Below are 20,879 nucleotides of genomic sequence, written 5' to 3'. Positions count from 1 at the left end.
CCAAGCTTTGGACCCAGGCACTGCTCAAGCCGTTCCAGGTACAGAGTGGAGCGCATTTCCGACCGTTCCGCCCATAGGATTCGAACCTATACTCCACGGCTCCAAAGGCCGGGGTGCTGCCGTTACACCAGAGCGGACCGTGCATGCTTTCCACGTCCGGACGGCAGGGTCCGGAGGCGTTCCCGGATCACCGGGATGCACACACAAGAAACTAGTTTGCCATGACCTTTGCGTGCTTCGCGACTTGACCCTCTTTTACAGGGTTGTGAACTGCGCGTCCGGCGTCCCGCCACGGCCCTTGGTGCATGATGGACAAGTGAGCAAGCGCACCGGACTCCCCCTGCACACCCCTGTCCCCGGATCCCTGGAACCCCGCACCCGGCATGTGGCAGGCTCGGCCGTCAGGGCCAGGATGACGGGCCAGCAGAGGCGCGCGCAGCTCATCGGCATCGGCCGGGCATTGTTTGCCGCACGGGGCCTGGACGGCACCACCATCGAAGAAGTTGCGGCCACTGCGGGCGTTTCCAAGCCCGTGATCTATGAGCACTTCGGCTCCAAGGAAGGCTTGTACCGGCAAGTCGTGGACACGGAATTCCGGATCCTGCTGGACTCCATCACCGAGGCCCTCAGCACCGACGCCAAACCCCGGGTCCTCGTTGAGCGCGCTGCTTTGGCCCTTCTGGGCTACATTGAGGAACGCACCGACGGATTCCGGATCCTGATGCGCGACGCCCCGCCCTCACAACCCGAGGGGGCGTTCTCCACGTTGCTGTCCCATGTCACGGCCCGCGTGGAGCACTTGCTCTCGGACGAATTCGCCCGTCGCGGCTTCAGCGCGGCCGATGGCGCCATGTACGCCCAGATGCTCGTGGGCATGGTGGCGATGACGGGCCAATGGTGGCTGGACAGCCGGGAACCGGACAAACGCGCCGTCGCCGCACACCTGGTGAACCTGGCCTGGAACGGCCTCACCGGCCTGCAAAAGGAACCCGAACTCCGCACCGAAACCTAAAGCGACCCTCTCTCACCAAACCACCCCAAACCGTCCAACCCTCTCCCACCAAACCACCCCAAACCCCCAACCCTCTCCCACCAAACCACCCCAAAGCGCCCAGCCCTCTCCCACCAAACCACCCCAAAGCGCCCAACCCTCTCCCACCAAACCACCCCAAAGCGCCCAACCCTCTCCCACCAAACCACCCCAAAGCGCCCAACCCTCGCTCACCGACGAAGTAGGATCGGGCGCATGACTTCCTTGCAGATTTACGTCCTTTCCCCGGAACTGCCCGTGAAGCCCTTGCCTTCTATCAGGGAGTCTTCGGCGGCGAACTCACCCTCCACAGCTACGGAGAGTTTGGGCGCACCGATGGACCCGAGGATGCAGTCGCGCACGGCGTCTTCGGCGGAGCAGTTGCCTTAGCGGGCGCAGACGCGGCGGCAGGGGAGACGAGCATCCGCACAGAAGGGCTGATGCTCTCGCTGCTGGGCGCAGCCGCGCCAACGGAAGTGCACGGATGGTTCGAACGGCTCGCCGACGGCGGCAAGGTCATCGATCCTCTGGGCCCTAAACCCTGGGGAGCCAGCGACGGTCAGGTAATCGACCGCTATGGCTTGCACTGGCTGATTGGTTACGAACGCGGCTAGGAACGCCCGTTGATGAGAGAACGTTGGGCTCAAGGGGGATTTCGTGAGAGAGCGCCCGGCAAAACGCGCGATTCCGTGAGAGAGCGCCCGGTAAAACGCGCGATTTGGTGAGAGAGCATCCGGCAAAACGGGCGATTCGGTGAGAGAGCGTCCTACTCGCCGAGGACCTCGGCGGCCTCCAGCCACTCCAGTTCCAGGCCTTCCTTCTCGTCCAGCAACTCCTGCAGCTTGGCATTGAGTTCCCCGAGCGCGTCGAAGTCGCCGGATTCGGACTTGGCGGCCATCTGGGTGTGGAGCTTCTCCTCCTGCTGCGCGATCTTGCCCAGTTGGCGATCGATCCTGTTGAGGTCCTTGCGTGCCTCGCGCTTCTCGGCCTCGCTGGGTCCGGAGGCAGCAGGTGAGGTACCACCGGAGGCAGCTGCGGTAGGCGCAGTGGATCCACCCACAACGGCACCCGAAGCCAGCGCAGCTTCCCGCAATTCAAGGTACTGGTCCACGCCACCGGGCAGTCCACGGAGTTTGCCGTCACCGAGCAACGCCATCTGGTGGTCCGTGACGCGTTCCAGGAGGTAGCGGTCGTGGCTGACCACAACCAGCGTTCCGGGCCAGCCATCCAGGACGTCCTCGACGGCGGCCAAGGTATCGGTGTCCAGGTCGTTGGTGGGCTCGTCCAACATCAGCACGTTGGGTTCGCCCACCAGCAGGCGGAGGAGTTGGAGTCGACGGCGTTCGCCACCGGAAAGGTCGGTGACGGGAGTCCACTGTTTTTCCTTCGTGAAGCCCAACTGCTCCACGAGTTGCCCGGCGGTGAATTCCTTGCCACCCACGTTGAAGGACCGCTTTTCGCGTTCGATGACCTCAATGACCCGCAGATCCGAGACTTCGTCGAGTTCCTTCACATCCTGGGTCAGGACGGCGGTCACCACGGTCTTGCCGCGCTTGAGCTTGCCGGCACTCGGCTGGATGTCCCCGTTGAGCAGCTTCAGCAGTGTGGACTTGCCTGCACCGTTGACGCCCACCAGGCCGAGCCGTTCGCCCGGGGCAAGGCGCAGGGTGATGTTGTTGAAGAGTTTCTGGCCCTCTTCACCGTCGAGGAAATCGAGTGAGACGTTCTCGAGGTCCAGCACATCCTTGCCCAGCCGGGCGGTTGCCATTTTGTTCAGTGCCACCGAGTCGCGTGGTTCCGGAACGTCGGAGATCAGCTCGTTGGCGGCCTCGATGCGGAACTTGGGCTTGGAAGTACGGGCGGGCGCCCCTCGCCGGAGCCAGGCCAGTTCCTTCTTGACGAGCTGCTGGCGTTTGTTCTCGACGACGGCGGCCATCCGGTCCCGCTCGGCGCGCGCCAAAACGTAGGCGGCGTATCCGCCGTCGAACATGTCCACCATGGCGTCGTGGACTTCCCAGGTGTAGTTGCAGACTTCGTCCAGGAACCAACGGTCGTGGGTGACCACGAGGAAGGCGCCTTGATTGGCACGCCAACGTGACTTGAGGTGGCGGGCAAGCCATGCGACGCCTTCGACGTCCAGGTGGTTGGTGGGCTCGTCGAGCATGATGACGTCGTGGTCTTCGATGAGGAGCTTGGCCAGTGCTACACGGCGCTTCTGTCCACCGGACAGGGAGTGGACGTTCGCGTGCCAGTCGACGTCGCCCACCAGGCCGCCCATGATTTCGCGGATCTTCGGGTTGGCGGCCCATTCGTGATCCGCGCGGTCGCCGACGATTGCAGCGCCAACCGTGAGGTCGCCGTCGAGCACGTCACCCTGGTCCAGGTAGCCGACGTTGACGTCGCCGCGCTTGGTCACACGGCCGGAATCCGGGGTGGAGCGCTGCGCCAGCAGCCGCATGAGGGTGGACTTGCCGTCACCGTTGCGGCCCACCATGCCAATCCGGTCGCCGTCCTCCAAACCGAGGGTGACGCCGTCGAGGACTGTGCGGGTCGCGAAGGAAACCGTCAGGTTTTCGCCGCCAAGGAGGTGGGCCAAGAGGTACTACTTTCTACAGCTGGAATGCGTACTAAAGGAGGGTATCGGAGATGATCCGGGCACCCGGCACGGGGCCATGGACCGGCATGGCCGTGTGGCCCCGGTGCGAAAGTTCTTCGGCGAGGACGGCCGCGGAGTCCGGATCCCGGGCCAGAAGTGCGATGGTGGGTCCGGAACCGGAGACCATTCCGGCAAGCGCTCCCCGGGCCTCCCCGAGCCCGATCGTGTCCCGCAGGCCCGGGGCGAGGGCAATCGACGCACGTTGGAGGTCGTTGACCAGCACCCGGCTGAGCGTTTCGGGGTCGCCGTTCCGGAGTGCCTGCAAGATGGTGGGATCCACGTCCATAGGCTCCGGGATCTCGCTGCCCTCGGAGTCGCGGAGGCCATCGAGCGTCCGGAACACCTCGGGGGTGGAGAGCCCGTAGTCGGCGAACACCAGCACCCAGTCCATTTGTGCCTTTGCCAGGGCCGGCGACAACTTGTCGCCCACGCCAAGCCCGACGGCGGTCCCGCCCAGGAGCGAGAACGGGACGTCGGCGCCAAGCTCGGAGGCCACGTGGGCAAGCTCTTCGCGTGACAGGCCACTGTCCCACAAGGCGTCGCAGGCCAGGAGCGTGGCTGCAGCGTCAGCGGATCCGCCACCCATGCCACCGGCCACCGGTACCCGCTTGGTAATTTCCAGATGCACGCCAGTAGGCTTCTCGGACATCTCCGCCATGAGGGCTGCGGCCTTGTAGGCCAGGTTGCGCTCATCCAGCGGAATATCCACGCCGTCGAGGTCCAAGGTGCTTCCGGGGCTGATGCTGACAGTTATTCCCGGGGTTTCAGTGCTCGTGGCGGCAACTTCTTCATACAGGGACACCGCCAGGTACACGCTGGCAACGGAATGGTAGCCGTCTTGCCTCAGTGGGCCAACGCTCAGGGAGACGTTGACTTTGCCTGGAGCCTTCACGCGGACGGTGCGCGGGTGGAACCGCTCCCCCACGAAAGGCAAACCACGGGTGCCCGTGCTCATGCGTCCCTTGGGTGGCCGGCTTCGGCGATGCGTACGTAGGCGGAGATGTCCAGCACTTCGCCGCGGGCAGTGGGGTCCACGCCGGCCTCGACCAAGCACCGTTCGGCCTCGACGGCGCCGCCTGCCCAGCCGGCCAAGGCGGCGCGGAGGGTTTTCCGGCGCTGGGCGAAAGCGGCGTCGATCACGGCGAAGACCTGGTCCCGGGTCACGTGCGTGGCAGGGGGCTCGTGCCGGGTGAAGGCAACCAGCCCGGAATGGATCTTGGGGGCAGGCCAGAAGACGTTCATGCCGATCACGCCGGCTTTGCGCATCTGTCCATACCAAGCGGCTTTGACCGACGGAACTCCGTAAATCTTGGAGCCGGGACCCGCGGCCAGTCGGTCCGCCACTTCGTCCTGCACCATCACCAGGCCATGGCGCAGGCTCGGGAAGTGTTGGAGCAGGTGCAGGACAACGGGAACTGCCACGTTGTACGGCAGGTTGGCTACGAGGGCTGTCGGTTCAACCGGCAGCTCAGTCACCTTCATGGCGTCAGAGAGCACCAGGTGGAAGTGGTCTTCAGCTTGCGGCCGCCAGGCACGCACCGTCTCTGGCAGTTTTTGGGCCAGCACAGGATCGATTTCGACGGCGACAACCTCGCGCGCCGCGTCAAGCAGCCCGAGCGTCAGCGAGCCCAGGCCGGGCCCCACTTCGAGGACAGTTTCGGAGGCATCAATGTTGGCCGCAGATACGATCCTGCGAATGGTGTTGCCGTCGATCACGAAGTTCTGCCCCAGCGTCTTGGTGGGGCGGACACCGATTTCCTCGGCTAACCGTCGGATGTCAGTTGCGCCCAGCAAAGGCGCGACGGCGGCGGGTTCGGAATTCGGTTCAGTCACCTAGGTATCGTATCGCCTGCGCGGGATCAGGCAGCGCCGGCACAGCCCCAGTCACGCAGGCCGTTCTTGGCGTAGAGGCGGTTGGCGATCTCGATCTGCTGTGCTTTGCTGGCAAGGTTTGCCGTGGGGGCGTAGGCGCCGCCACCGTTGGCCAGCCAGGTGGGGCTGGAGAACTGCAACCCGCCGTAGTAGCCGTTGCCCGTGTTGATGGCCCAGTTGCCGCCGGACTCACACTGGGCGATCCTGTCCCACATGGCCTCGTTCGGTGCGCCGGTTGCGGCACCGGAGACAGCCTTGGCGGGGGTGGCTGCGGGACGGGCCTTGGTGCCAACGGCTACCTTTTCAGTGACCGGCTGCGTGGTGACGTTGCTGGAAACCAGTGTCCGGGAAGCTTCGCGTCCGTCCACCAGGACCAGCTTGAATGTCTTCACCACGGAACCGGCGACGCCCTTCTGGGTCACCTTTTCTTCGCCCTTGTAAAGGTCGGCACTGTCCGTGCGGACGCTGTCGAACGGAACTTCTTCGGTGGCGTCAGCGGTCTTGCTGGTGTCCACGCGGGAGACCTTGATCACCATGTCCTGAATGACGGGAGCGTTGCCCGGTTGGGAGACACGGTCGCTGGCACCTACGGTGATGCCTGCGTCCTTGAGGACCTCGGCAACGTCTGATGCCGTGGTGGTGGTGCTGGTGTCCTTGCCGTCGGCCACCAGGCTGATGGTCTTGGGGGTGGAGATGGAAACGAACGAACCCTCAACGGCCAGGGAAGCGTCCTTGGGCTGGGAAATCTCGGACGAGCTGGCCACGCCGAGCTCGCTGACCAGACCGGCGACGTCGGGGGCGTTCGTGTTCACGGTCTTGCGGGCGCCGTCCAGTTCGATGGACACGGCCTTGGCGAGGTTGACGTTGACCACCGAACCGTTTTCCACGCGGGTGTCCAGGGCAGGAGTCACGCGGTCGTCGTTCTTCAACTCCACCTTGGCGGCCTTGACCACTTGGTCAACTGTGCCGCCGAAGGTCTGGATGGAGCTCACTTTGCCGTCAACGTTGAGGGTGACGGTCTTGTTGTTGCCCACAAAGGCAACAACGCCGGCCACCAAGGCCACCAAAACCAGTGCCTGTGCACCAACTTTGAGGAAACTGAACTTTCCATCCGTTGTGAAGAACTTGATCACGTTTGCCCATAACTCTCAGACGATCCGGGCACGGGGATAAGCACAGAACAAACATGCCCGGCCGCGCAGGAACGGGGCCAGGCAAAGAGCCTGGTCCCACACGCACGGCGGGCATCTGTGCCGCCAAAAACATTCAACTGGGGTGTCCGGAATAACCGAACCAGCTGTCCGGAGGCCTTCCCCGACCCCGGCTATTTCTTGTACACAGTAACCGATCTGTTATAAAGCGGCCAAGAAATCTGCATACCGGGTATTCAGCCCAGGGACCCCGTGGGGCGGGGAGGGCCGCCTCTCAGGCCCATGTTCCGTAGGCGTTGACGGTGTTTTCGGCCAATCGCGAACACAGCCCGGCCAGGTCACTTCCTGTCACATCCGCCATGGAACGGACGGTGTAGGGAACCATGTAGCTGGCATTCGGCCGGCCGCGGTGAGGGTGCGGGGTAAGGAACGGCGAATCAGTTTCCACCAGTATCCGGCTCGGCTCCGCGATGGCGAGCGCGTCCCTGAGGTTGTCTGCATTCTTGAAGGTCATGGTTCCGGCGAAGGACATGTACCAACCGTTCTGGTTGCAGATCCGGGCCAATTCGGCGCCGCCCGAAAAGCAGTGGAACACAACCGTCTCCGGAGCTCCTTCTTCGCTCAGCACCTGAACCACGTCGTCATGGGCGTCCCGGTCATGGATCTGCAGGGTGAGTCCCAGCCGCTTGGCGATGTCGATGTGCCTCCGGAAGGAATACCGCTGATGGGCCAGTCCCTCTCCGTGCGTCCGGAAGAAGTCCAAACCTGTCTCCCCGATGGCGCGGACGCGGGGGTGGCGCGCCAGTTCCTCGATCTCTGCGAGCGCCGATTCCAGTTCGCCCCGGCCAGCGTAGACGGGGGCATCGTTGGGGTGGATCGCCACTGCCCCGAGCAGGCGCTGGTCGGCCTCCACGGCCTCCACGGTAAATCGCGAGGACTCCAGGTCGCAGCCAACCTGTACCGCCCCCTGGACACCGACTGCTTCCGCGGAGTCCATGGCGTCGGCAACGTTGACCTCGATCAGGCCATGCCGGAAGTCGAGGTGCGTATGGTTGTCCATCACTGGGATGGGCAGCGGTTCCGGGGCCGGCGGGTACTCTTTGCGGGAATCCTTGGCCTCGGCCGCGTCAACGTTGCTGCGGTAGGGAGCAGGAGCGAGGGAGTTGCACATGATCCCACCTTAACCGGACCGCGGTCCCGCCCGTGCCGCCCCAGCGCTTTGCATGGATTCCTCTTGGTACATAAATTCGCCTGCCACTATGTGAGCCACACCCAAACTCTGGGTAGGCTGGAACGGACAAGGAGGCCACACGGGGGACGTTGGCCACGGCTGAAGGGCAATCCATGGAGTCCAAGCGACACGTCACCGTTGAACCCGCTGCCTTCCAGGGCGAGGCATACGCCGCCGCGCCCCGGGATGCCGTCCTCAACGGGCACAAGCCGCAGGTCATGGACCCGGAGCGGTTCCACGATGCCAGCGAACGGATCCTGACCGCCATTGGCAAGGTGATCGACGGCAAGGCTGACGCCGCAAAGCTGGCCCTCACTGTGCTGCTGGCCCAGGGGCATCTGCTGTTGGAGGATGTTCCCGGCGTCGGCAAGACCATGCTGGCAAAAACGCTGGCCCGGACGGTGGACTGTACTGTTTCCCGCATCCAGTTCACCCCGGACCTCCTGCCCTCCGATGTGACGGGTGTGTCCATTTATAACCAGTCCTCGCGCCAGTTCGAGTTCCGGCCGGGCGCGGTCTTCGCGAACATCGTGATCGGCGACGAGATCAACCGCGCCTCGGCCAAGACCCAGTCGGCTCTCCTGGAGTGCATGGAGGAACACCAGGTCACGGTGGACGGCAATTCCTACCAGCTCTCCTTGCCGTTCATGGTGGTGGCCACGCAAAACCCCATTGAGATGGAGGGCACCTATCCCCTGCCGGAGGCCCAGCGCGACCGGTTCATGGCCAGGATTTCCATGGGCTACCCGGACCAGGAAGCCGAGATCGAGATGCTGGAGACGCACCAGGCCGTCTCCCCCTTGGCCAAGGTCACCCCCGTTGTCACAGCCAACGATGTCGCGGCCATGATCGCCACGGTCCAACAGGTGTACGTCTCCACGGCCATCAAGGAATACACGGTGGCTATTGGCCGCGCCACCAGGGATAGTGCACGGCTGAGGCTGGGCGCCAGCCCGCGTTCCCTCCTCCAGTTGCTGCGGGCCGCGAAGGCCACTGCAGCCTTGGACGGTCGTGACTTCGTGCTGCCGGACGATGTCGTTGACGTGGCGGAGTCCGTCCTGGCCCATCGGATCATCCTGGACCGCAAGGCCGCGAGCGCCGGTGATACGCCGCAAACCATCATCCGGGGCATCCTCGCTTCCTTGCCTGTTGCCCAGGAACCACCGGGCGCCTGGCGCCGGGACAAGCAGACCGCGTAGGACCGGAACCGCAGAGGAGAAGCGCATGGCACTCGTGGACCGGCTCCCCAAGCATTTGTTCACCAACCGCGGGTGGGGACTTCTCGCTGCCGGGGTGGCCTCGTTGGCCTGCGCGCAAGTGATGGGCAGGCGCGACCTCCTGACCTTGGCAGTCTTCCTGCTCCTCCTGCCACTGGTTGCGTTGGCCGGCGTGCGCATCCTCAAACCACGGTTCCAGGTGTACCGGGAGTTCAATCCCTCCACTGTGGAGACTGCCACGGCCACAACCGTCCGGTTGGCGGTAGCCCGCACATCGTTCGCTACGGGCCACGTGATCATGGAGGAGCAACTGCCGCCACGTTTCGGCGAGCCGCCGGCGTTCCGTTTCCCTGCCCGTTCCGCCTCGGGCGGTACCAGCCGCTATGAGTACCATCTGCGTTCGGGAAAGCGCGGGCAGTTCCGAATTGGCCCGGTCACCGCCGAGTTCAGCGACCCCTTTGGTTTGTCGTTGCGTCGCCATTCAATCGACGACGGCGACCTCCTCACCGTGACGCCGGCCGCCGTCGAACTTCCCGCGACGGGCTTGGCCGGGGCGCGCGGCAACGACGGCGTCACCTCCACCCGTATCCGGGCGAATCCGAGCGACGACGACATCATGACGCGCGAGTACCGGCATGGTGATCCGATGCGCCGGGTGCATTGGCCGGCGACGGCCCGGCACGGTCAGCTCATGGTGCGCCAGGAAGAGTCGGTGACCACCCCGGAGGCAACCATCGTCATGGACCAGAGGTTCACAGCGTTTGCCTCGGGGACCGGCACGGTTTTCGGGAGCCACGACGAAGACTCGGACCTTGTCACGTCGCCCAATTTCGAGTGGGTGGTGACGGCGGCGATGTCCATCAGCGCTCACCTTTCCGAACGGAATTATTCCCTCCGCGTCCTGGATGCCTTTGGCCACCCTGCGTTCGCCCACTCCCGCTCAGCGCCCCTCCCGGGAGACGAGGAATTCGTCGGTTCCGGTGGGCTGCATGCCATTGCCGAGAGCCTTGCGGCCATTGAACTGGGCGGTCCCCGGCATCACAGGGCCGAGCACACAAGGGCGGACGCCAGGCAGAAGGAACCGACCCGCCAAGTTCCGGGCCGCGGAACTCAGGGTCCTGAAGGGCCCGGGCCGGACGGCCTGGACGCAGCCTTCGACGATCGGCTCATAGACAAGCTCGCCGCCCACCGCCTGCGCGGGCCGCTCCTGGCTCTCCTTGGCTCGCTGACCGTGGCGGAGGCCAAGTCACTGGCTCCGGCAGCGGCCTACGGAGCCAACGCCTTTGCGCTGATGGTTACGGACCAGGCCCGGAACAACGACGACGTACTGGAGATCCTGCGGCAAGGTGGGTGGCGGGCCCTGGCCGTGACGGCCAAGACACCGCTGGGAGCGGCCTGGTCCGGTTTCGACGAGGGCGGCATCGTCGCCGCGGCCGGGGCGGCCATGGATGTCAGGCGTGGAGCGGCGGTGCCCCGGTGACGGTGACGTCGAGGCCCCCCGGCGCGGGTCCGCAGAGTGGGAACGCCCCGTCTGGAAAATCGCCTGGGCGTTCCCGGGCGGGCAAGCCAAGCGTCGGCCTGTACCCCTGGGCCATGGCCGGTGCCATCTCGGTGGGTGTCCTTGGCGCATCCTTGTCCCTGAACGGCGTGTTCCGTGGTTGGGCCTGGCTCCTGCCCTTGATCACCACTGTGGTGGCTGTTTCCTTGACGCTGGCGATCCTGCGCTCGCTCCGCCTCCCTCCCGTCCTGTCCACGCTCGGATCATTTGCCGCCCTTGCCGGCATCCTGGCCTTCACGTTCTGCCGCGCGGACAGCCTGCTGGGCTTCATCCCTACCCCTGGCACATTCGCGGCCGTGGGCCGGCTTATAAAGCGGGCTGGTGAAACAGTGGTGTCGGAGAGTGCTCCGGTGGCCCCGAACGCGGGAATCGTGTTCGTCGCCTGCGCGTGCCTGGGCCTGCTGGTCATCCTCATCGACGCGCTGGCGGTCCCGCTCTCCATGCCCGCAGCCAGCGGTGTGGGCCTGCTGGCAGTGATGGTGGTGCCGGCCACCATCAAACCGCAAAGCGTGGGGATGCCGGGCTTCATTGGCGCAACCGTCGGCTTCCTGCTCATCCTCGGCTGCAGCCAGTGGTTTGCCCCCGATTCGAGGCTGCAGTCCGGAGCTCCACGAAGTTCCGGCCAGTTCAAGCGGTCCCTGGTCACCGGTGTCCTGACGCTCGGATTGGCCATGGCGGTTCCACTCGCTATCCCAGGCTTCGACTCGGGGACCTTTCCGCAGGGATCGCGGCTCAGCCCCTGGGGAAGCTCGAACGGGCTGAATCCCATGATCACCCTGGGCAACAGCCTCCGCAGCCCCACGGGCTCGGGACGCATTACGTACGCCACGAGTTCCAGCGCACCGCTGTACCTGAGGTCGGTCACCATTGACCATTTCGACGGCGAAACCTGGGCTCCGGACGACCGCACCGCCACGCGCCGCGCCGGGGCGGACAAGATCGAAACGGGGTACGCAGTCCAAGGCGACGTGGTGAATGCCGTGACATCCATCAATGCCGGCCTGTTCACCAGCCCGTACCTTCCAGCCCCGTTCGCACCCGTGTCCGTCAACGGCCTCAACGGACGCTGGACGTGGGACCCCAACACGCTCAGCATCATGAGCACGGAAACGAGCACCCTGGCCCAGCGCTTCGTGGTGTTTTCTGCCGCCCCCAAAGTGACGGCCCAGACGCTTTCGCAAGCCAATGCGGCCCCCCGCTCCATTTCGGATGACTTCCTTCGTATTCCGGGCAACCTTCCGGGGATTGTCCGCGAGACAGCGGACAAGGTGACGGCGTCCTCCGGGAACAACTACGCCAAGGCCCTGGCCATCCAGAAGTTCCTGCGTTCGGGAGAGTTCAGCTATTCCCTCCAGGCGCCGGTGCAGAACGGATATGACGGCAACGGCCTTTCGGTGCTTGCGGACTTCCTTTCCGTCAAAGCCGGCTACTGCGTCCACTTTTCCTCGGCCATGGCAGTCATGGCCCGTGTGGAAGGCATCCCGAGCCGTATAGCCGTGGGTTACGCTCCCGGCCGGCTGACGGGTGAGTCGGTGGCTTTGGTGGGCCAGGGGTCGTTCCCCGAATACGAGGTGGATGCGCGTGATGCCCATGCCTGGCCCGAGCTGTACTTCGAGGGCCTCGGCTGGGTTCCCTTCGAACCAACTCCCTCCCGTGGTGTTGTTCCCGATTACGCAACTGACTCCTCGGTCACCGGCAACCTGAGCACCAACGCCGATGAAAAGGACGTCCCCACCACACCGGCCACGCCGGCACCCACCCCGTTGCCGCTGCCGGGAGCGGAAACCCCCGCCACGGGGCCCGTGGAGAGCAACCCGTTCCCGACCATCGGCCTCATTGCGGCCGCTGCCGTGGTCCTCGCGGCCTTCCTCGGATCGCCATGGCTGAGCCGCACCCTGTTGCGCCGCCGTCGCCTGAACCGCAGGCCGCCCCCGGAGGACGAGCGGCCACCCGGGTACCAGGACCCTTCGGCCGCCCATGCGTGGGCGGAGCTATTGGACCTCTCCGCAGATTATGGGGTGCCTTCCACCCCGAGCGAAACACCCCGACACTTCTCCTCCCGGCTTCGTTCCAGCACCGCCCTGGGTGAGGTGGGTGGACTCGACGACGCCGCCCACAGCGCCGTCTCTTCGCTGACCGCGGATTTCGAACGGCAACGCTACGGAAGGCCCACTGAGGCGAGCAGGGCAGCCGCGGCGAGGATCGCCGTCGTCCGTGAATCGTTGCGGAACAACTCCAGCTGGTGGGTCCGCTTCCGCGCAACCTGGCTGCCGCCGTCGTTGATGCGCCGGTGGTTCCGTGCACTCGGGGCGCCGTTCCGGGGCATAGCGACCCTCTTCCGGCACATCGGCTACGGAATCGCGAGGGCGTGGCGTTCCGTGCGGGGACTGCTCCCCCAACGCCGCTAGGACAGCGAAGGGCCCGGCCTGGAACTTGTGGTTCCAGGCCGCGCCCTTCGCTTACGCCGCACCATTCTTGTTGCGAGAGCGGTGCATGCGGCTCCTTGTTGGAGAGCAGGCCTAGTCGGCGTAGGGGTCTGCGATGCCTACGTACTGGGTGTAGAGGTACTCTTCGATGCCTTCGGAGCCGCCTTCGCGGCCCAGGCCGGACTGCTTGACGCCACCGAACGGGGCAGCGGCGTTGGAGATGACGCCCGCGTTCAGGCCGAGCATGCCGGTCTCCAGGCGTTCGCTGACGCGCAGGCCACGGTTGAGGTCCTTGGTGAAGACGTAGGCCACCAGGCCGTACTCGGTGTTGTTGGCCAGGCGGATCGCGTCGTCCTCGGTGGAGAACGTGACGATCGGGGCTACGGGTCCGAAGATTTCTTCCTGCAGGATGCGGGCGTCTTCGGCGACGTTCTTGAGCACGGTGGGCTGGTAGAAGTACCCGGGACCGTCGACGGCGGCACCACCGGTGACTGCCTCGGCGCCACCTGCGACGGCGTCGGCTACCAGGGCGTGGACGCCGTCGCGAGCCTTGCCGTCGATGAGCGGTCCGACCTTGGATTCGGGCTCGGTACCGCGGGCCGTGGTGAGGGAGGCGATCTTCGCGGCGAACTTCTCCGCGAACTCATCCGCGATGGATTCCTGGACGATGAAGCGGTTGGCTGCGGTGCAGGCCTCGCCCATGTTGCGCATCTTGGCCGCAATGGCGCCTTCGACGGCTTTGTCCAGGTCCGCGTCCTCGAACACGACGAACGGTGCGTTGCCGCCCAGTTCCATGGACGTGCGCAGGACCTTGTCCGCTGCTTCCCGGATGAGGGCCTGGCCCACGGGGGTGGAGCCGGTGAAGGAGATCTTGCGGAGACGGTCGTCCTTGATCAGCGGACCGGTCACAGCCCCTGCGGTGGAGGTCTGGATGACGTTCAGGACACCTGCGGGCAGGCCGGCTTCCTGCATGACCTGGGCGAACAGCAGGCTGGTCAGCGGGGTCAGGTTGGCTGGCTTGAGGACCATGGTGCAACCTGCGGCGACGGCCGGGGCGATCTTGCGGGTGGCCATGGCCAGCGGGAAGTTCCACGGCGTGATCAGCAGGCAAGGGCCAACGGGCTTCTTCTGCACCAGGAGGCGGTTCTTGCCGTCCGGGGCTGCGGAGTAGCGGCCCGACACGCGGACGGCTTCTTCGGAGAACCAGCGCAGGAACTCGGCACCGTAAGTGACTTCGCCGCGGGCTTCGGCCAGGGGCTTGCCCATTTCAAGGGTCATCAGCAGGGCGAAGTCTTCGGCGCGCTCGGTAACGAGCTCGAACGCGCGGCGCAGGATTTCGCCGCGTTCGCGCGGGGCAGTGCGGGCCCAATCAGCCTGCGCAGCAGCGGCAGCATCCAGGGCCGCAGCGCCGTCTTCAGCTCCGGCGTCGGAGATGCTGAGCAGGACCTTGCCCGTAGCCGGGTCCTCAACATCAAAGGTCTTCCCGGATCCCGCCGGACGCCACTGACCGTTGATCAGCAGGCCAGTAGGGACGGAAGCCAGCAGTTCGCTTTCGCGCTCAACCGTGACAGTCATGGCGACTCCTTCGTCTTGGGTGCTTTTGGAGTGTTGCACCACTAGGGTTCCTTGCCAGAAGTGGCTTGAATTACTGCCACGGTACTGCCCGGCCGGAAGGAGTGTCTACGCCTTCGCGCACTGCCCTGAGCCTTCCAATTTGTGCAACTGCACAGGAGTGCGTCAGCGCGCTGCGAGTACCGCCGCGTACAGTTCCCGCTTGCTGATGCGCGCATCGTCGGCCACCGCCGCAACGGCCTCCTTCAGGCGGATACCCTGGGAAACCAGCTCATTGACGGCAGCAACATGGTCCTCAGGCTTGGCAGGCGCCTGTTCAGGTGCACCACCGACCACCACGGCGATCTCGCCCCGGACCTCGTTGGCCTCCGCCCACTCCAAGAGTTCCCGCATAGATCCACGAATCACTTCTTCGTAGGTCTTGGTCAGTTCCCGGCAGACGGCTCCAGGGCGGTCCGGCCCAAAACGTTCGTGCAAGGCACGCAGCATGGCTTCCAGCCGGTGGGGAGCTTCGAAGAACACCATGGTGCGACGCTCGTCAGCCAACTCCCCCAGCCGGGAACTGCGCTCCCCGGATTTACGGGGCAGGAAGCCCTCGAAGCAGAAACGGTCTGTTGGCAGCCCGGACAACGCCAGGGCGGTCAGCACAGCCGAAGGCCCGGGCACTGCCGTCACCGTCAGCCCGGCCGCCACAGCGCCTTCAACCAACCGGAACCCGGGGTCGGAGACCGCAGGCATTCCCGCATCGCTGACCATGAGGATGTTCTTGCCCGCGCGGACCTGTTCCAACAGGTCGCCGGTCTTCGCCACCTCATTGTGTTCGTGGTAGCTGATGACCCTGCCGGTGACCTGGACCCCAAGCGCCTGAACCAAACGATGCAGGCGCCGGGTATCCTCGGCCGCGATGATGTCCGAGGTGCCCAGGAGCTCGATCAAACGGGAGGAAGCGTCGCCCACGTTGCCAATGGGGGTAGCGGCCAGGACGATCCTTCCGATTCCGGAGGTCCCGCCGGGGACCGGCACCTTGAGCTCCTCGTCGGGAAAGTCGTCATCCAAGGGGGCTTCGGCCGGCACACTGCGTTCTTCGTCCACCTGCCAAGCCTAATGCCCGGGCCGTCCCGCGAGGCATTCCGGCTTCGCACCAAGCATCGAAAGGTAGCATGGGCGGGTGAACCAGTCGCCCGTCCCAGCAACAGCTTCCGGAACTCCCGGGATGCCGTCCTCGCCTGCAGAGACCGAAGAGACGGCACAGGGTGCTGCTGGCGGACAAACGGTAAGTAAACTGACCGCTTGGCGGCCCCCTGGGCGGCGCAGCCCCGGCGATCGTGGACAAAGGCGTGGCTTGGAAGGCCACCGCTGGATTGAGCGTCCGGCTGAGGCGTTCACCGCGGAGGCCTTGCGGTCCCGGCTCATTGGCAGCATCCAGAGTTGGCGGGACTACCCGCCGTCGTTGCGCCTGTGGTTCTGGCTGATCCCCACCCTGACGGCGGCACTCGGGGGCATCCTTCGCTTCTACCGGCTGGACGCACCCCACAGCCTGGTCTTCGACGAGACGTATTACGTCAAGGACGCCTACTCCTACCTGGTGAGCGGCTATGAACGCAGTTGGCCGGCCAAAGCCAACGATTCGTTCAACATCGGCAATCCGGACGTCCTCCTGAACACTCCCGAGTACGTGGTGCACCCGCCAGTGGGCAAGTGGATGATCGCCTTCGGCATGTGGCTGTTCGGTTCGGACAACCCCTTCGGCTGGCGGTTCGGGGCTGCCCTGACCGGAACACTCACGGTCTTCCTGATCTCGCTCATCGCGCTGAAGCTGTTCCGTTCCCACATACTCGGCCTGGTCGCCGGGCTCCTCCTTGCCGTCGATGGCCACCATCTGGTGTTGTCGCGGACCTCCTTGTTGGACATCTTCCTTGCTTTCTGGATTTTCGCGGCTTTTGGTGCCCTGCTGTTGGACCGCGACGACGGCCGCCGTCGTCTTGCTTCCCGGCTTGCCGCGCAAGCGGCTGCTTCACGAGATGGCCGGCCCTCCCCCGTCCAACTGCTCTCCGGCCCATGGCTGGGCATGCGCTGGTGGCGGCTCGTGGCCGGGATATGCCTGGGGCTTGCCGTCGGGACCAAATGGTCGGCCCTCTTCTTCGTGGTTGCCTTCGGCCTCATGACCGTTTTCTGGGACATGAACGCCCGCCGCGTTGCCGGGATCCGAAGCTGGCCAAGCGCTTCCATCATCAAGGACGGGCTCGCGGCGTTCGTCACCATCATTCCCATCATGTGCGCCACGTATGTCGCCACTTGGACGGGTTGGTTCCTGTCCAAGGACGCGTACTACAGGCAGTGGGCCGCCACCAACCCGGCCCCCGGCTGGGACTGGCTGCCCAACCCCGTCCGTTCCTTGGCGCACTACCACCTGGAGGCCTACAAGTTCCACCAGGGCCTGTCCTCGGACCACCCCTACGAATCCAGCCCTTGGACGTGGCTCATCATGGGCCGGCCAACGTCGTTCTACTACCAGTCGCCCAAACAGGGAACAGCCGGATGCGTGGTGGAGACCTGTTCCTCGGCTATCCTTCCGGTCGGCAACCCCGTGGTGTGGTGGGGCGGAACCATCGCCCTGGTGATCCTGTTGTTCTGGTGGGCCGGGCGCAGGGATTGGCGGGCCGGTGCCATCCTGGCCGGCGTTGCTGCCGGCTACCTTCCGTGGTTCATGTACCCCGAACGCACCATGTTCATTTTCTACGCGGTGTCCTTTGAACCCTTCCTGGTGCTGGGCTTGACGTACGTACTGGGCTTGGCGCTTGGCCGGAGCAGCGATCCACCTTGGCGGCGCAGATCCGGCCTCTACATCGTGGCGCTCATCGTGGTGCTGGCCGTCATTGCCACTGCCTTCTTCTACCCGGTATTGACGGCCGAAGTGATCAGCTACCAGGACTGGCGGATGCGGATGTGGATGCCTTCGTGGATCTAGGCTGATCCATGGAGGGAATTCACCAGGGCCGGCCGGAAGGCCCCCGCAGTGCGCAGCAAAGGCAAGGAAATGAGGAGGGTCGTGAGGGAAGCAAGCACGGAGCTTCTGGTCGAGGCCGATGAGAACAGCAATGTCACGGACCTCCTGTTGGAACGGTGTTCCAAGGACCCGTTCGGGACGCTCTACGCGCACAAGACCGCCAATGGCTGGTTGAACGTCAATGCCTCCCGTTTCCAGGCCGACGTCAACGCTCTGGCCAAAGGACTGATTGCCGGTGGCCTCAACGCCGGTGATCCCGTAGCCGTCCTCTCCCACTCAAGCTTTGAGTGGACCATGGTGGACTTCGCCATCTGGATGGCGGGCGGTGTCACCGTGCCCATCTATGAGACATCCTCGCCGAGCCAGATCGAGTGGATTCTGGTGGACTCCGGCGCCCGCCGAATCTTCGTCGAGGACACCGGCAAGGCTGAATTGGTCCGCAGCGTCGTGGACAAGTCGGCCGCCCTGGGCGACGATCCCGTGACCATCATCCGGATGGAGCACGAAGGCGAGGTGCCCAACCTGACCAGCCTGGCCGCCGTCGGAAGCGGTATTACGGACACGGAGCTGGAACGGCAACGCAGCGCCGCAACCCTGGCCGACGTCGCGTCCATCGTCTATACCTCCGGGACCACGGGCAAACCCAAGGGGTGCGAAATCACGCACGGAAATTTTGTGCTGGTGGCCAGGAACGTCATCCCTTTCCTTCCGCAGCTGCTCATGCAGCAGGACGCCCGTACCTTGATGTTTCTGCCCCTGGCCCATGTGTTGGCCCGTGCCGTGCAGGTGGTGTGCCTCTCAGCCGGTGTCACCCTGGGCCACAGTGCCGGTGCCAGCGGCCTCATGGCGGACCTCGGCGCGTTCAAGCCCACCTTCCTCCTGGCCGTGCCACGTATCTTCGAGAAGGTGTACGCCGGCGCCGGCCACAAGGCGGCCATGAGCGGCAAGTCGGCACTTTTCTCAGCCGCTTCGGCCACCGCTGTTGAGTATTCGACGGCGGTGGATCTCGCCTCGCGTGGGCAGGGAAAGGGCCCGGGGCTGCTTCTGCGGATGAAGCACGCCGTGTTCAACAGACTCCTCTACCCGAAGGTCCGCGAGGTGTTCGGTGGGGAGGTCGGTTACACCGTCTCCGGTGCCAGCCCCCTGAGCCTTCGGGAAAACCACTTCTTCCACGGCGCGGGCGTTCCCGTCCTGGAAGGGTACGGCCTCACGGAAACCACTGCGCCCTGCACCGTGAACACGCCCACCATGTCCCGCATCGGCACTGTAGGAATCCCCCTGCCCGGCACCACCATCCGTGTGGCCAGCGATGGCGAAGTGCTGGTCAAAGGCATCGGAGTATTCAAGGGATACCACGCCAATCCAGCTGCGACCGAAGAGGCGTTCGTTGACGGGTTCTTCCGCACCGGAGACCTCGGTGAGCTGGACCAGGACGGTTTCCTTACCATTACGGGCCGCAAGAAGGACCTCCTGGTAACGGCCGGAGGGAAGAACATAGCGCCGGCGCCCTTGGAGGAAAAGCTCCGCGAACACCAACTCGTAGGCCAGGCCGTGGTGGTCGGCGACGGTCGTCCCTTTGTCGCAGCCCTCGTGTCCCTGGACCCTGAGGGGCTTGCCGACTGGTGCGCCGAGAACAAAACCGGAGCCCTGTCCCTCCAGGAGGCCGCTGCTGACGCACGCGTGCGGGCGGCCGTGCAGTCCGCCGTCGACGAGGCCAACAAGCTGGTCTCGGCAGCCGAGTCGATCCGGAAGTTCGAGTTCATCAATGCCGGGCTCAGCATCGAATCGGGCCACCTCACGCCCTCGCTGAAGCTGAAGCGAGCGGCTGTGGTCAACGACTTCTCACCCTTGGTGGACAGGCTCTACGCGAAGTAAAGCCACCACCTGGAAGGCAATCGGCTTAGCGGCGGACAACCTCTTCCTGGGATGCCGGCTCTTCGTCCTGCTCCGCGGCATCAGCGTCGGCCGCGGGCTCGGTGGCCACGCCACGACGCCGGCGGGTTGGCCACGTGAAGATGAACGTCAGCGTCGCGGCCAGGAAGACCAGCCCCCCGATTACTATTCCGGCGTCCGACCAGAACTGTCCCGGGAACAAGCGGATCAGGGTGTCTTCCAGTGAGAACGTCCAGGTGCCGTTGGCGAAGAATATCCGGTGGAACTCCGTGAAGAACTGCTGCCAGCTAAGCACGGCCAGCACCGCCAGGCCGATGATGATCACGAGCGTCACGATGGATCCGGCAAACAGCCCCCGGCGCACACCGCCGGCGCTCCGCTTCCGGAGGTAGATGATGGCGATGATGCTGAGGATGATGAGCAGCAGGCCAGCACCGAACGAGGACAGCATGACCACTTTGACATCGGCCATATGCGAGACTTCGGAATCCTTGAACAGTTTGGCGCCGTCCTGGTTGACCAAACCGCCGAGGTACCGTGGCCCGGCCCAGTTGCTGAGGTAGTCCACGGCGTAGGATCCGTAAGTCATGCGGTCGTCGGTGCTGAAGCCGTAGCCGTCACCGGGGAATCCCGGGCGGTTGTACTCCACCCAAAGGAACAGTGGGCTGGTCACGGCCCGGACGGCGAGGACCAGCAGGATCACAGGGTAGAACACCGCCAGCAGGACCTGGAAAACCCGAGGACCGATCGGCTTCACCTTTGCGGCCTGCTCGCGCTCGGCATTCCGCCGCGCCACTTCCTCCTCGGGAGGACGGACGGAAAGGGCCGACGTCGGCAACGGTTCCGAATAGTGCGAGGGGCGGCCCGCAACGGTGTCCGCGAAAAGTGGCGGCTCCGGCTCGGCGTCGGCAGCTTCTGCCGCCTTCCGGTCGGCACGGCTCCCGGGCTGGCCAGCGGCCGGCGTCGATGGCTGGCTGACAGCCGCTGTGCGTGGCTGTCCGCCCGTGGAGGTCGCGGGAGCAGCAGAAGCCTTGGAAGCGGAAGCAGCGGCGGACCCGGCGGCTGGAGACGCGCCACCGGAGGCTTTGGGCTTCATCCAGTCGAAAGCCGGCTCATCGGGATCGTCATGGACGTCCGTGTCCGGTTCTTGTGGTTTCGGGCTCTTGTCGCTCACAGCGGTTTCACTTCCGTAGGCATCCACCGGCGGTTGGGGTCTGCCGGCATTCTTGTCTGCTTTCGAGCCTACAGTCCGCCCATGCACCGAGA

The 20,879-nt window shown here is 64.9% G+C and carries 14 protein-coding genes, 1 tRNA gene and 1 pseudogene; 7 read left to right on the top strand and 9 right to left on the bottom strand.

The features are described 5' to 3' along the window. Nucleotides 1–65: 65 nt before the first annotated feature. Nucleotides 66–137, bottom strand: a tRNA-Gln gene (locus ACIPV6_RS09025). A gap of 179 nt (nucleotides 138–316) precedes the next feature. Here ACIPV6_RS09025 and ACIPV6_RS09020 point away from each other — a divergent pair. Continuing rightward, entirely contained in the window at nucleotides 317–1,012 is a 696-nt protein-coding gene (locus tag ACIPV6_RS09020; RefSeq protein ID WP_400270538.1) for a TetR/AcrR family transcriptional regulator, read from the top strand. 234 nt (nucleotides 1,013–1,246) lie between these two features. Beyond that, nucleotides 1,247–1,644 (top strand): annotated as a pseudogene (locus ACIPV6_RS09015) (VOC family protein). A gap of 152 nt (nucleotides 1,645–1,796) precedes the next feature. Here ACIPV6_RS09015 and ACIPV6_RS09010 read toward each other — a convergent pair. The 5 genes from ACIPV6_RS09010 to ACIPV6_RS08990 all read right to left on the bottom strand — a co-directional run bounded on the left by ACIPV6_RS09010 (nucleotide 1,797) and on the right by ACIPV6_RS08990 (nucleotide 7,880). After that, nucleotides 1,797–3,626 (bottom strand): ABC-F family ATP-binding cassette domain-containing protein, encoded by a 1,830-nt coding sequence (locus tag ACIPV6_RS09010; protein WP_400270537.1) that lies wholly within the window; start codon nucleotides 3,624–3,626, stop codon nucleotides 1,797–1,799. Nucleotides 3,627–3,657: 31 nt separating this feature from the next. Beyond that, a complete protein-coding gene (locus ACIPV6_RS09005; RefSeq protein WP_400270536.1) occupies nucleotides 3,658–4,641 on the bottom strand; it encodes a 4-(cytidine 5'-diphospho)-2-C-methyl-D-erythritol kinase in 984 nt (327 codons plus the stop codon). Further along, on the bottom strand, nucleotides 4,638–5,519 hold the full coding sequence (rsmA, locus tag ACIPV6_RS09000; protein WP_400270535.1) for a 16S rRNA (adenine(1518)-N(6)/adenine(1519)-N(6))-dimethyltransferase RsmA: 882 nt from the start codon (nucleotides 5,517–5,519) through the stop codon (nucleotides 4,638–4,640). The genes ACIPV6_RS09005 and rsmA overlap by 4 nt, the downstream gene beginning before the upstream one ends. Before the next feature lie 26 nt (nucleotides 5,520–5,545). After that, on the bottom strand, nucleotides 5,546–6,691 hold the full coding sequence (locus ACIPV6_RS08995) for a transglycosylase family protein (protein WP_400270534.1): 1,146 nt from the start codon (nucleotides 6,689–6,691) through the stop codon (nucleotides 5,546–5,548). 292 nt (nucleotides 6,692–6,983) lie between these two features. Next, on the bottom strand, nucleotides 6,984–7,880 hold the full coding sequence (locus ACIPV6_RS08990; RefSeq protein WP_400270533.1) for a TatD family hydrolase: 897 nt from the start codon (nucleotides 7,878–7,880) through the stop codon (nucleotides 6,984–6,986). A gap of 173 nt (nucleotides 7,881–8,053) precedes the next feature. Here ACIPV6_RS08990 and ACIPV6_RS08985 point away from each other — a divergent pair, with 173 nt between their 5' ends. The 3 genes from ACIPV6_RS08985 to ACIPV6_RS08975 all read left to right on the top strand — a co-directional run bounded on the left by ACIPV6_RS08985 (nucleotide 8,054) and on the right by ACIPV6_RS08975 (nucleotide 13,123). After that, a complete protein-coding gene (locus ACIPV6_RS08985) occupies nucleotides 8,054–9,139 on the top strand; it encodes an AAA family ATPase (protein ID WP_400270532.1) in 1,086 nt (361 codons plus the stop codon). Nucleotides 9,140–9,164: 25 nt separating this feature from the next. Then, entirely contained in the window at nucleotides 9,165–10,637 is a 1,473-nt protein-coding gene (locus ACIPV6_RS08980; protein WP_400270531.1) for a DUF58 domain-containing protein, read from the top strand. A gap of 113 nt (nucleotides 10,638–10,750) precedes the next feature. Beyond that, on the top strand, nucleotides 10,751–13,123 hold the full coding sequence (locus tag ACIPV6_RS08975) for a DUF3488 and DUF4129 domain-containing transglutaminase family protein (protein ID WP_400270530.1): 2,373 nt from the start codon (nucleotides 10,751–10,753) through the stop codon (nucleotides 13,121–13,123). A 111-nt stretch (nucleotides 13,124–13,234) separates the two neighbouring features. Here ACIPV6_RS08975 and ACIPV6_RS08970 read toward each other — a convergent pair whose 3' ends face one another. Both ACIPV6_RS08970 and rsmI read right to left on the bottom strand, forming a co-directional pair. Next, nucleotides 13,235–14,716: an NAD-dependent succinate-semialdehyde dehydrogenase gene (locus tag ACIPV6_RS08970; RefSeq protein ID WP_400270529.1), complete on the bottom strand. Its 1,482-nt coding sequence runs from the start codon at nucleotides 14,714–14,716 to the stop codon at nucleotides 13,235–13,237. A 162-nt stretch (nucleotides 14,717–14,878) separates the two neighbouring features. Then, complete coding sequence (rsmI, locus tag ACIPV6_RS08965; RefSeq protein ID WP_400270575.1) at nucleotides 14,879–15,769, bottom strand: 16S rRNA (cytidine(1402)-2'-O)-methyltransferase; 891 nt, start codon at nucleotides 15,767–15,769, stop codon at nucleotides 14,879–14,881. A 112-nt stretch (nucleotides 15,770–15,881) separates the two neighbouring features. On the opposite strand from rsmI, the gene ACIPV6_RS08960 reads away from it, so the two are divergent. After that, nucleotides 15,882–17,681 (top strand): dolichyl-phosphate-mannose--protein mannosyltransferase, encoded by a 1,800-nt coding sequence (locus ACIPV6_RS08960; protein WP_400270528.1) that lies wholly within the window; start codon nucleotides 15,882–15,884, stop codon nucleotides 17,679–17,681. A gap of 81 nt (nucleotides 17,682–17,762) precedes the next feature. Beyond that, nucleotides 17,763–19,595, top strand: coding sequence for an AMP-dependent synthetase/ligase (locus tag ACIPV6_RS08955; RefSeq protein WP_400270527.1), 1,833 nt, complete (start codon nucleotides 17,763–17,765; stop codon nucleotides 19,593–19,595). Nucleotides 19,596–19,620: 25 nt separating this feature from the next. On the opposite strand, the gene ACIPV6_RS08950 is transcribed toward ACIPV6_RS08955, so the two are convergent. After that, the gene (locus tag ACIPV6_RS08950) at nucleotides 19,621–20,787 is read right to left on the bottom strand and encodes a TIGR01906 family membrane protein (protein ID WP_400270526.1); all 1,167 of its coding nucleotides are present in this window, start codon (nucleotides 20,785–20,787) and stop codon (nucleotides 19,621–19,623) included. Between the last annotated feature and the right edge of the window lie 92 nt (nucleotides 20,788–20,879).

The organism is Paenarthrobacter sp. NPDC089988, assembly GCF_044748465.1.
GTDB lineage: Bacteria > Actinomycetota > Actinomycetes > Actinomycetales > Micrococcaceae > Arthrobacter.
Note: the sequence above shows the minus strand (reverse complement) of the source record. Positions and strands in the feature narration are given on the sequence as shown.

Bases quoted from the DNA above. Each gene is read 5' to 3' on its own strand.
- ACIPV6_RS08970 (WP_400270529.1), bottom strand. From the start codon at position 14,716: ATGACTGTCACGGTTGAGCGCGAAAGCGAACTGCTGGCTTCCGTCCCT.
- ACIPV6_RS08990 (WP_400270533.1), bottom strand. From the start codon at position 7,880: ATGTGCAACTCCCTCGCTCCTGCTCCCTACCGCAGCAACGTTGACGCG.
- ACIPV6_RS08985 (WP_400270532.1), top strand. From the start codon at position 8,054: ATGGAGTCCAAGCGACACGTCACCGTTGAACCCGCTGCCTTCCAGGGC.
- ACIPV6_RS08975 (WP_400270530.1), top strand. From the start codon at position 10,751: ATGGCCGGTGCCATCTCGGTGGGTGTCCTTGGCGCATCCTTGTCCCTG.
- ACIPV6_RS09005 (WP_400270536.1), bottom strand. From the start codon at position 4,641: ATGAGCACGGGCACCCGTGGTTTGCCTTTCGTGGGGGAGCGGTTCCAC.
- ACIPV6_RS08980 (WP_400270531.1), top strand. From the start codon at position 9,165: ATGGCACTCGTGGACCGGCTCCCCAAGCATTTGTTCACCAACCGCGGG.